This window comes from Sulfuricurvum sp. IAE1 (assembly GCF_004347735.1).
In the GTDB taxonomy this organism is placed as follows: domain Bacteria; phylum Campylobacterota; class Campylobacteria; order Campylobacterales; family Sulfurimonadaceae; genus Sulfuricurvum.
The window spans coordinates 1-11,572 of record NZ_SLTI01000002.1 but is presented as its reverse complement, the minus strand read 5'-3'; the positions used below and the strand labels follow the sequence as shown (position 1 = coordinate 11,572).

Below are 11,572 nucleotides of genomic sequence, written 5' to 3'. Positions count from 1 at the left end.
GGGTGGTGCGGACGAAAGGACTTGAACCTTCACACCGTGAGGCACCAGATCCTAAGTCTGTTTTTTGGCATTTTTCATAATTTCTTAAATCTTTTCAAATCCTTTCAAAATCCCTATATTTAGGGATTTAAACGCCTTTCTTGTTTTTCATTTATATGCATCTTTTTTCATCATTTTTCAAACTTTGTAGTAAAAATTGTAGTAAAAAAAGCCACTTCCTATTACGAAAACTTTGTTATACTTTTTCAACGAAAAAATGATCTATTGTGGATAAAAAGTAATTTTCTTTCAAAACAGGGGACTTATAACATGGCATTGAAGGCAGTTGGTGGACGATATGAGGGTGTCTGGGTCAATGAGCTAAAAAATGGCGATATATCCTTTTACATTAATTATCGTGATGATCACGGTAAGCCGGTTAAAGTACTTGTAGGTAAAAAAACAAGAATTTCTGATTTCACCGTAAAAGATGCCTATGCAAAACTGATTGAAATGAAGTATAAACTTCAGCATGATGAAGAACCGACGATTAAAGCGGGCAGAACTTCAAAACTAAAATTTGACGCTATTTGGGAAGAATTTTACAGCTATGCCAAGGCAAATAAGAAGTCATATCTAATGGATGAAAAGAATTATAAGAAGCACATCAAGCCTGTTTTCGGGCATAAGAGTGTGAAAGATTTGACCTCTTTGGATTTCGAAAAATTCAAGCAGGATCTTACAGCAAAAGGGCTGGAGCCGCAGACGGTCAAGCATCAGATGACACTCATCCGAACGATCATTAATTATGCGATCAAACATAACATACTCAAAAACTTTGCCAATCCTATGGGTGAAGGAAAAGTCAAGATGCCGGACATAGATAACAAGCGGCAAGGTTATTTAACGAAAGACCAGGCCAAAAAAATTTTAGAGATTTTGAAATCGGCACACCCTTTGACGTATCATTTGACGGTGCTGCTCCTTTTTACGGGCGCACGGTTCAGTGAAATTACGGGCGCCTCATCTCAGAAAAACAAAACCGGTATCGATACCCGGTTGAAATGGGCTGATGTTAATTTCGCCAACAATACGATTTTTTTCAAAAAGACCAAAAATGGCAATGAGCGCCATATCGCAATGAATGAGATCCTTCGCGAAACGATCGATTGTCTCTATGAAAACAGGGTCAATGAAAACGTTATCAACAACAGCGATGGTGGGATCATCTTGAGAATGCCGGACTATTTTGCTACGGCGGTAGAAATCGTCATCCCTGGAAATAAGAAGCGAGATACGAAATACAAAATCACTGCCCATTCACTGCGGCATACTCATGCGAGTTGGCTTGCAGAAGCCGGGCTGGATATTTTGCAGATCAAAGAACAACTCGGGCACAAACATATCGAAATGACCATGCGATACGCTCATATGATTCCGAATGTTAGACATAAAGTGACAGAGCAATTGTCGATTTAAAGGTCTGCTGTGGAGGGGTTATTCACCCATTCACCTGCCAATGGCCACGAGTACCACCGACACGTTCAAGTAGCCCTATCTCTTTGAGTTTGTTGATATGTTTTTTCAATGCTGAGTCATTAATATCGAGTCGTTGTGCCAATGTCCGATACGATAAATTAGGGTCGTCCTTTAAGCACTGCAAAATTGCTTTTTGTCGTTCACTCAGGAGAATTGAGCCACCTATTGAGCCACCTATTGAGCCACCTATTGAGCCACTGTCTGGATGTGTCTCAATAGCAGTTTGGGTGGGTTGCTCATCGGGGCGCATAAACAAATAATCGATAAAATCTCCGGTTTCAGAGATGATAGGTATGGGGGAATTCATCTCCTGGCACAATTCCCGGATCCGTCCTAAACCGCTTCCCCATTGTTCGATATAGCCCAATTCTTTAAATACCCGAGCAATGACTTTGTTGCGTATTTCCGAACGACCGGCAAGCACTTCATCCAGTGTTACGCCATTGGGAAAACCACCTGGAGAAACAATGTTGAGAGCATCGTCGTAAATGCCAACCTTGATATCGCGCCCGAAGTTGCTGTAATCTCTGTGCACGACCGCATTTACCAGAGCTTCCCGAATGGCAGGGATGGGGATTTCGTAGGTTTCAGTCCGTTGCAGGCCCAAAATTTCAGCTTTTAGATGCAGATGATTTTTGATAAAAAGCTCGGTTTGCGCAAGTTGGCTAAATAAGTCTCCGGTGTACTCTTTTTTATCCAAAAACACCGCCATATTGGTGCCTTTGAAGCGGGCGCATTTGATCTCGACATGCTCATATTTTCCCAATAAAATGAGGAGTCCGTGAGTAGGATGGTCTTCGCCCTGTTCGTGCTTAATGAGCTTGAGGCTATAAAGTTTAGCCGTGTCCAACGGCTTGCCCGCACCAGAAAAAGCTTCTTCTATCGGAGCCAAGTCCAAATCGGACAGAGGTGTTTCCCAGGCTATTTGCTCATCAAAACTCTGATGCAATCTTTGGCGTTCCATCTCCTGAATCATTTCGCTGCTTGCCTGACGATTGGTCGCTCCCAGTCGGACATAAACACCCGTATCGCGTCCATGATGTTTCAGATAGTAAGGGAGCAGATTTCCTCGAAAAACCTCAATCACCAAAAGGAGTTTTCCTTCAACATAGAGGGTATAAATTTCCGGCAGAATAGTCGGGGCGCAATGATCCGATACGATAGAAGCAATTTTGTCTTGCAGTTCGAAAAGATTGTCCTCATTTATTCCAACGATTTCGCGGCTGTCATTGACGCCGATGATGAGCCGTCCGCCGCTTGTGTTGGAAAATGCGATTACCGTTTTGGCGATACTCTCGTTTCTGGGGAGCGATTCTTTGAACTCCAGCGTTTTGTTTTCACCCAGTGCTATTAAGTCGATCAGGTTGTTGGACATTTAATCTTTTCCATGTAGTTTGCAAGGGATATGGCTTTTAATGACAACCATTATATCATCCCCCGATAATCATCTTTTCGACAGCCGCTTTTGCCTCAGCTTCGATTGTCGCTGTCTGTTCCAACATCCGTAGTGCTTCATCACGGCGGCGAACAAAATCGTGTTGCTGTTCCAACGGTAAAACCGGGATGCGGATCGCTTTGAGATTGTCGACATACATCCGTTCTTTGACCGCACCTACCCGATTAAACTGTACAAGTGCGAGAAAAAAACTCGTTCGAATCATGAGCGCAGTGTACCCCGCTAAAAGTTCAGAATTTTCCCTGAGTTTCCATACCTGATACTCCGGACTAGTAACGGCATCCTCTGGTACAGCAGGAACGATCCCGAGCGAACCGACGTTGCATCGAGTAGGATTGTGAAAAAACCATCCCTCTTTGACTTTTTTATAAGAGGCGTTGAACTCTTTTCCCTCCTGCATCGCGCTTAAGAAAACCCCCTCTTTATTATTCACACCGTAAAGCGGCCATAATTTTTCGGGATCTTCATACGGGCGGACCAGTTCGGTTGCTTCCTCGACAAATTCTCCCATCTCTCTAAACGAGGGGCATGTGATGGCGAATGCCGCCGCACGTGATGATTTGAGATCCCACGAACCGAGTTCTCCGAATCCAAGAGCAAACGAACGGGCCGAGAGAATGTCCCGCTGTGCGTGTTCTCCATAAATGCGCCATAATAGTTCATCGACTTCTCGAATCAAATCGTCCATCGCCCGTTTTGCCGATTCAATACGGTCTTGCGATTCACGCCATCGTTTGACAATAACTTCCTGTATATTGAAAGGAGGAATTGGAATCTCAAGTGCCTCTAATTGATCCGGCTGAACCCTTTTACGTCCGCTTGCACCACTTACAATAGCGTTAATATGTTTTTTAAAAATTTCAGATTGAAATACAAGCGCAATGTATTCTGAAACTGCGACATCAGGATTAATTTCATAAATAGGAAATTCACTCGTAAAAGCGGCTTTTTCGATTGATTGCGGAACGATTCCAATAGCGCCATTGCGAACATCAATTTTTGAATAAACAATATTCCCTGATTCGGCTAAGTATAATTTTCCTTTTATGTCCTCAGAATTACTCTCCCTAATTTCCATTGCGCCACCAAATCGAATCGTAACCAATGGGACATCTCTTGTATGAACTTCAATATTTTTACGTTTCAAAGCATATGAAAGAGGTTGAATATATTCTGCTTTCCATTTCCATGTTTGCATTGTAAAACTTGAAGGTGTCCACCTTCCCATCTCTGACCATTCTACTGCAAAGCCCCCCGCTCCCTCATCGGGGGAGGGGCTTATACGAAAAAAGAGGTCGGGTCCGCCTCGAACTGCCGGTACAGCTCCAGCGCCGTCAGCGTGATCCCGGTCGGTAGACGATCATTCGGATAGAGTTCGTTTGAATCGATCTCACCCGTGGCGGTAATCCCGACTTTTGCCGCTTCGTAGAGAAAGACCGGATAATTGAACCGGTGTTTGAGAAGTGCCCGAGATTCAGAAGCGATGAGGGCTTCCATTCTTTTTTCATAATCGGCAAGTTCTTTTTGAACCGCTTTACGGGATTCGGTGTTTTTCTCTTTCTTGGCGTTCTCTATCAGCGTATTGAGCCTATTTCGTTCCGCATCGATCTGGGCAGCATATTTCGCATCTGTTTCGTTTCGCGACTCTGCCTTGATACGGTCGTAATCCGATTGCTGTGCATCGGTAAATTTTTGGGCGAACAGCAGTGAGCATTTGACGCTTGCGCCGCTTGCCCCAAACGTCTCCTGGGGAAGGCTGATTACCGCTAAAAGCCGGGCACGGTCTTCAACGAATTCGCGGACGTGAACGAGGCTCGGATTATTGAAAATACCCTCGGGCAGAACGATCCCCATCCGTCCGCCGGGGCGGAGAAGATCGAGACACCGTTCGATAAACAAAATCTCGGTCTTGATTTTCGATTTTTCCGATTTCGGCAGTTCGAATAACGATGCGATAGAAGAACCTACCGCCGCTTTGAGTCGTCCGCGCGCCTCCCGGTAAGGATCACCATAACGTTCTTCGTAGAGTTTTTCAACGTCAGGTTCGAGAGCTACCTGAGCCTCCGTCACTTTATCGGTTGGCTCGACACTTGCACCAAACGGCGGATTGGTCAGAATCACATCAAAACGCCCCTCGAAAATCCCGTTTACATTCAAAAATCCGTTATGGTGGTGAACTCCTCCGTGACCGTCGCCGTGCATGATCATGTTCATTTTTGATGTCCGAGCCATCCGTTCGTTTGCATCCGTACCGTATATGGAACGGTTCGAGAGTTTCCACATTCGAGAATCTTCTCGGGTCTGATCCAGTGCAGACTGAATGTCGGCATATTTTTCGGAGAGAAGTTTTGCTTTTTCAGCTTCATCGATCTCTTTATCCTCATCCAACCGTTGTTTGAAATCATCGTACTCAGCATCGGCGTCGGCAAGTATCGCTTCACGGACAATCTCGAACGTTCGGATCAAAAATCCTCCCGAACCGCTGGCCGGGTCACATACCTTTTCATTTTCTTTCGGCGCAAGAAACCGTACCATGAATTCAACCACAGGACGGGGCGTAAAAAACTGTCCAATTTCACCACGGAACGTTCTTCCCAAAAACCGTTCAAATGCGATTCCCTTGATATCTTCACTCGTATCGGAAAGATTGTAGCGTTCGAGTTCCTTGACGATTGCTACGACTGTGGGGTGTTTAAGTTGGACTTTTTCCCCTTCGAGGAAGATTTTGTCGGCACGATATTCTTTTTTTGTTTGATCGAATAGCGAATTTATGGGATCGTCCATTACAACTTTCTGCTCGTCCAAAAACTCCGCAGTAAATATATTCTTTGCTACTCGTCCCGCTCTCAGACGCCGTTCAACCCCTGTCTTAATGAAGAGAATTTTCGCGATTTCATCGAAAGCGGCGGCAGGGTCGAGATGTTCACGGTTGCGAATGATGTTGTGACATTTGTGAAGCAAATCGGCAAATTCATCTTCCTTGAAAACTTTGAGACGTTTAATGAGCACTTCAATCTGTTTATCGGTCGCATCGGCATGGGGAATATTTTCGATTTCATCAAAGTTCGGAGCCATCTTTTCATGATCGACTTTGAAAACTTTGGTTTCGCGATGATTATGGGTAACGAAAAAACGAGCACCGACATACTGCGCGTAATTCGATCCCTGAGCATAAGTGCGTTGGTCGATGGTGACATTGTCGGCTTTACATTCGACAACGATAAGAGGTTTTTTTCCTTCACTCTTTTCCTGTTGCGTTCGCCAGATGAGAAAGTCAGCTCGGGCATTTCCGCTTCCCCTCTCTGTTACGGCTACCTCTTCACCAATTTGGTCAAGGATGTAGCCGTACTCATTAACCAGAATGATCAAATATTCCTGACGTACACGTTCTTCAGGTGTTTCGTGTAGCCATTTTTTTCGGATATGACTGTAAATTTTTCCTTTTCCGTCTCGTTTGAGTTCGATCATTATTGCCCTTTGAATAATTTAAAATATTACATTTCAATGATGTGATGATGTACCACAATCTCACTGGCTTCACGCTGGTTATACCCTTGTGCCATAAGGGTTTCGAGTTCATTCATCATCGCATCGGCTTTTCGGCTGAGATACTCTCCCAGCGTTTTGTCTTTTACCATCTGTTTGAACTCTTTTTTATCCGTCTCTTGCAGCTGTATCCGTGCCATCGAATAGTATCGATTGCGCTGATGTTCTTTTTCTTCCGGTGTCATAGTGTCTTTGTAGTTCGCTTTTCTGTCAAATTTCTATAAATATCAGAGGTATTGATGAATGTTGGATTTTAGCAGGTATCTGTTGGAGGGGGACTTAAACGCCAAATGCGATCAAATGGCATTCATATCAAAACCTACATTGTCGTCGTCGCTGATTCATCCTCCGCTTAACAAAGCCCATGCAGCCAGAACAATAGCCACCCCCCACAAGTCACTTCTGGATTTTTTCTGTTCATCCGTTTCAACGGGATCGGGAGTCGGTTCGCGCATCGACGCCTCCATGCGGTTGCGCAGCCGTTTCAGTTCGATCAGTGCGGGACGGGTTTTCTCATATTCGATGCTTCTGCGTTGGCGTGACATGAAAATCAATCGCCCGTAATACCAGATTCGCATCACCAGCACATACAATTCTACCGATACCCACCGCAGGGGTGTTTCCACCATCATCCACAACATATTCAGCAGAACAACAATGGATATGAGTGCCAGAAATACCGCAAAGGAAACGACTGGCACCAGCAGCAGAAAAAACGACCAAACCGACATTTCCCCGTTGAACAGTTCCGTACGCACACCGTCAACATCGCTTACCAGTAAAAGTACGGCACTGAAAACATACAAGAGTATCAGCGGCATGTGTTGACCTCCCTTTCTGTAATTCGGGAAGAGATGAGGATTTTTTCGCGTGCACTCATCAATAACTTCCATGAAGGCCAACCGCTTCCTCCGGCAAGATCGAGATTGACGGGGAGGTAGTAGGAGAACCAATCGTTTCTGGGATCGCGTCTTTCCGGTTCACAATACCAGAATTCGGCATCAATAGAAGCGGCCAGTTTATATTTTGCGTCACAGATGATCCGGTATGCAGCCAGCCATGGGATCAGTTCCCTTCTGAGATACTTGATGCTATCAACCGGAAAGATTCCTTCCCTCAAATCATCGATAAGGTCTATGATGCTGAGGAGATCATTTTCAAATTCAAATCTGTCATCCCCATATCCATTTTCAATGCAGATAGCAACGAACCAGTAAAAATAAACCAGTTGTATGGAAGGATCGTCCCTTCGCCAGGTTATTCTATTGCTATTTACCCATCCGAAATGTTCATCGCCATAGGCGTTGATTGCTGTGAAATCAAAAAGATGGTTTTTCAAAAACGGGTAATGCGGCGATTTTTTCAAAAGGTTTCTCGCACGATTTTTCAGCATTTCGATCCGCTGCGTATTATGGGGATACGGCTTGATCGTTTCGATAAAAGTTTTGTGGTAAAAATCCTGATATTCCAGTGACCAGTGCATGCTTTGGGATTTGTACATATCGGCAATCGTAAATTTTTCCGTCATATGTGCTTCTCCTCTGCCCACATCGATTTCCTCTGCTGTCCCATTATATCATCTACCGATAACTGATAGCTCTTGGATGTCGGAACGTCTGTATTTTGAGATGAAAAAACCCGTGTTCGTGTTGATGCTCTCCCTTTGGAAATGTTCTTCCAGATAGTTGATGCTTCTGGCGTATTTGAGTCTGGAATCCGGGTATCGTTGATTCTGAGCCTCCTGAATGGCGATGACTATCGTCTCGAAGTTTCTGGATTCCATGACCAGAATCTGCGGATATCTGCCCCTTCTCCGGATGACAGTGTTGTTTTTATAAATACCTTCCAGAGACGTATAGGCAAAATATGCCGGAAGATTCGGAGGAAACCGCCATGGCTCGCTCAAAAGGCGTTTCATGAATCCTCTCCGTGCAAGATATATCTCGATAGTATTGAAAAAAACTCCGTTGACTTCCAGCTCAACGAAATTTTCACTTCCCTGTTTTTCAAGCTCACAAACGTTTTCGTCCAGTTCGATCCGGCAGATGGGCAGAGGATACCGGGAAATATCATTGGAAACGCACTGTGGAGCTTCAATAAGATTCGCTTTGTCCTTGTGCACCCGTTGGCTGTTGTGCTTGATGTGAATTTCACCTTTCTGTTTGCTATTTTTTTTATTTATAGAGGTCCCGTGATAGGTCAGATGGGTAGAGCCGTCGCTTACTACACTGTGGGTTTTACTCCCCTCGTTATAGTGTTCGCAGGTGATATTTTTCGGAACGGAAACATAAAAATCCACTTTTTTCGCTGTTTCGTCCAGTGAAAAAGCCAGGACGGGTTTACCGTTTCTGGTGGCTTTGAGCAGGCTCTTCTTCCCATGATAGCGGTAGAAATAGGTACAGTGCGTCAAGTCCGTCACAACGTTGCTGATGAGGCTGTTCCCATTATTGGCGATGGGTTTCATCATTCAAAGTCTCGTTCCGGATTAATGCGTTCCAATGTACGTAACGCCCGATTTGTTTAAAATTTTCCATATCTATGTATCGCTTGGGAAGTTCTGATGCACACTTTTGAAGATATAGCAGGATCGATTCATAGATTTGAGTGTCATTTTGGTTGAGAATACTGATTTCATCGGCAAGTTTGTATGTTTTATATCGAATATGTTTTCTTCTCGTCTTATAGATGCGTGATACCTTATGTTGACAGTAGTCTCCTCTGATCTCATGGCCAAGAAAATAAAGCCTTATGTATCCAATCGTTTCATTGAATCTCCATGGATCATAAAATATAGACATTTTTTCAAAATAATCATCATAGCTTATCGAAGGCTTTGCCCTGCCGTTTTTAAGATACATTTGTTGATAATTTTCTTGGATTTCAGCATCGGTTTGCGCGTCATATTTTTCTTCTGAGAGCCTATAGACGGGGATATCAAAAAAATATTTCTTCATGATTTTATAAAAAAGCCATTTTTCTATGCTGGATATTTTTATCTTTTGATGAGTAATAGGCTTGATAAAACTCAAAATCGTTACGATTATGTTGCTTGCACTTGTTCCTGATGATATCGATGATTTTTAATTTGTCTTCTGTAGAGGTTTTTATGCCAAATATAATTCCTTTCAAGCTTTTAAAATCGTATGTCAACAATCGATGCTCTTTGCTGATGTCATGCTCCAGTAAACCATTCAGAATCAAGCGATATTCTTTTTCATAGGCCCAATCTTTTGTTTTGATCAGAATATCCCTTTGATAGATATTCCAGTACTGCTGTCGCCATTTTTCCTCATTAGAGATGTAGCTATCCGCAGCTTTGCTGAGTGTTTTATCTTCGTCGGTGTACCACATTGACAATAATTGATGCGCTGGCAAACTGCCAATATATTTGAAAAAATCGATTTCTTCAAAACCGTCTTCGTAATTTACTTGATAGAATGGATGGTTCCGATCTCCCATTATTGCACCTTCGCTGCCCCATCCCACTTTGCCTTTTAGCCGTATGAAATCCCCGTTTTCACTGTGCTCGCTTTGGAAGATCAAACAAACCCCCTTATGGCCATCACCATAATGCCCCCAAACAGAAGAACTATGGGACTCTGTCATAAAACAAGCTGTGTACCATTGTGGATAAAGCAGTTTTTCGATCTCGTTCAGGTACTTTTCTGGAAAATCTACGAGCACAAAATTTCTATTGGGGAAGTCTTGGCAAAAAGTTCCTTCGCATTTATTGCGAAGAGTAATGTTGTCCTGAAAATTTTTAAACATATCGAAAATGTCTTCAACTTGCTGGTATCCTTGAGCTTCTTGAAGCATTTTCTCGACTGTATCGATCATAATGATGATTTGAGCCAGTGTATCTGAAATATGGGTGTGACTGAATTCCCTTTTAGGAATAAACCCGCATAGCTCGTAGTTTTTTTGTATCACTTCGATAGCTGTCAGGTGTATCAAAGTCAAATATATTTGTAATTCATACCGTTTGACGGGTGTCGTTCTGGTGGCAATTTTTTCGATCACATTTATGGAAAGATCAAAAAAATCAGTCGCAATTGTTTCAAAAAGCTTTTTATATTGAGGTGTCGGGAAATGATCATAAGAATTATAAATCGGTAGATCACCTTCTTTTAACGTGTGATGTTCTTCGCCACAGAGTATTAACAGACTGCTGACCCTTTCCAGGCACATAAGATAGTGTTTAAAAAGATTTTTCCATGCAATGGTATCACCAGACCAAATCAGGTTTCTAAACCCCTCCATCGGATCATTTAAATCTTCTGGCGGCGCGAAATAGATAGTCTGCTTTTGGAGCTCTTCAAAACCCAAAAGACTGTTGATATTTCTAAACCGATAAAATAGTTGTGCCATTGCCAAAGACCTTCGTTGCTACGCCAAACATTCTAAACTTTAGCAAATTTCGACTTATGCCAAGTGTTTTTTTGCCATAATTTAAATACTGGTGTTATTGTTGATATCTTTGTAAGGTGTCTATTAAGGTCGATCTTTTTACCTCGAATGTCCGACACACTGCCGCTTTCGACATCCCGTTATTCAGCGCCTCCAGAATTGCATCCATCTTTTCCTTGGGAATTGCTCGCGGTCGTCCGCCGATTCGTCCCCGCTTTTTTGCCGCTGCAAGTCCGGCATTGACTCGTTCCTGAATCAGTGAACGTTCAAACTGTGCCAATGCTCCAAAGACATGAAACAGTAATTCTCCCGATGGGCTGGAGGTATCCATCCCCTCTGTCAGAGATTTGAACCCGATCCCTCTGGATTTGAGCTGATTGACGATCTCGATCAGATGGGGGAGTGATCTCCCAAGGCGGTCAAGCTTCCAGACGACGAGGGTGTCTCCTGCTTTGACGTACTCCAGTGTCTGCGCCAAACCGGAACGGTCATCTTTGGAGCCGGAAGCCTTGTCTTCAAAAATATGCCGTTCATCCACTCCGGCACTGATCAATGCATCACGTTGAAGATCGGTACTCTGCCGATCACCGTCAGTCGAAACGCGCATGTATCCTATCAGCATGTCGGAAAACCTCAAATTTCAGT

Annotated in this window: 11 protein-coding genes; 1 reads left to right on the top strand and 10 read right to left on the bottom strand. The window is 43.6% G+C overall.

The features are described 5' to 3' along the window. Positions 1-309: 309 nt before the first annotated feature. Positions 310-1,458 carry a site-specific integrase gene (locus E0765_RS00065; RefSeq protein ID WP_132811182.1) on the top strand — a complete coding sequence of 383 codons (1,149 nt, stop codon included), beginning with the start codon at positions 310-312 and terminating at the stop codon, positions 1,456-1,458. A gap of 22 nt (positions 1,459-1,480) precedes the next feature. Here the strand turns inward: E0765_RS00065 and E0765_RS00060 are convergent, their stop codons facing one another. The 10 genes from E0765_RS00060 to E0765_RS00015 form a co-directional block, all read right to left on the bottom strand. Beyond that, on the bottom strand, positions 1,481-2,893 hold the full coding sequence (locus tag E0765_RS00060; protein WP_132811181.1) for an RNA-binding domain-containing protein: 1,413 nt from the start codon (positions 2,891-2,893) through the stop codon (positions 1,481-1,483). A gap of 55 nt (positions 2,894-2,948) precedes the next feature. Then, positions 2,949-4,172, bottom strand: coding sequence for a restriction endonuclease subunit S (locus tag E0765_RS00055; protein ID WP_165921603.1), 1,224 nt, complete (start codon positions 4,170-4,172; stop codon positions 2,949-2,951). Between the two features lie 80 nt (positions 4,173-4,252). Continuing rightward, positions 4,253-6,442, bottom strand: a complete 2,190-nt coding sequence (locus tag E0765_RS00050; protein WP_132811179.1) for an N-6 DNA methylase — start codon at positions 6,440-6,442, stop codon at positions 4,253-4,255. A 26-nt stretch (positions 6,443-6,468) separates the two neighbouring features. Next, complete coding sequence (locus tag E0765_RS00045) at positions 6,469-6,705, bottom strand: hypothetical protein (RefSeq protein WP_132811178.1); 237 nt, start codon at positions 6,703-6,705, stop codon at positions 6,469-6,471. Between the two features lie 156 nt (positions 6,706-6,861). Then, positions 6,862-7,341 (bottom strand): hypothetical protein, encoded by a 480-nt coding sequence (locus E0765_RS00040; RefSeq protein ID WP_132811177.1) that lies wholly within the window; start codon positions 7,339-7,341, stop codon positions 6,862-6,864. Next, positions 7,332-8,069: a hypothetical protein gene (locus tag E0765_RS00035; protein WP_132811176.1), complete on the bottom strand. Its 738-nt coding sequence runs from the start codon at positions 8,067-8,069 to the stop codon at positions 7,332-7,334. Before E0765_RS00035 ends, E0765_RS00040 begins: the two co-directional genes overlap by 10 nt. 27 nt (positions 8,070-8,096) lie before the next feature. Beyond that, positions 8,097-8,987 carry a hypothetical protein gene (locus E0765_RS00030; protein ID WP_132811175.1) on the bottom strand — a complete coding sequence of 297 codons (891 nt, stop codon included), beginning with the start codon at positions 8,985-8,987 and terminating at the stop codon, positions 8,097-8,099. Continuing rightward, positions 8,965-9,474, bottom strand: a complete 510-nt coding sequence (locus tag E0765_RS00025; RefSeq protein ID WP_132811174.1) for a hypothetical protein — start codon at positions 9,472-9,474, stop codon at positions 8,965-8,967. The genes E0765_RS00030 and E0765_RS00025 overlap by 23 nt, the downstream gene beginning before the upstream one ends. 4 nt (positions 9,475-9,478) lie before the next feature. Then, positions 9,479-10,888 (bottom strand): DUF2971 domain-containing protein, encoded by a 1,410-nt coding sequence (locus E0765_RS00020; RefSeq protein ID WP_132811173.1) that lies wholly within the window; start codon positions 10,886-10,888, stop codon positions 9,479-9,481. 94 nt (positions 10,889-10,982) lie between these two features. Continuing rightward, positions 10,983-11,549: a recombinase family protein gene (locus tag E0765_RS00015; protein ID WP_132811172.1), complete on the bottom strand. Its 567-nt coding sequence runs from the start codon at positions 11,547-11,549 to the stop codon at positions 10,983-10,985. Between the last annotated feature and the right edge of the window lie 23 nt (positions 11,550-11,572).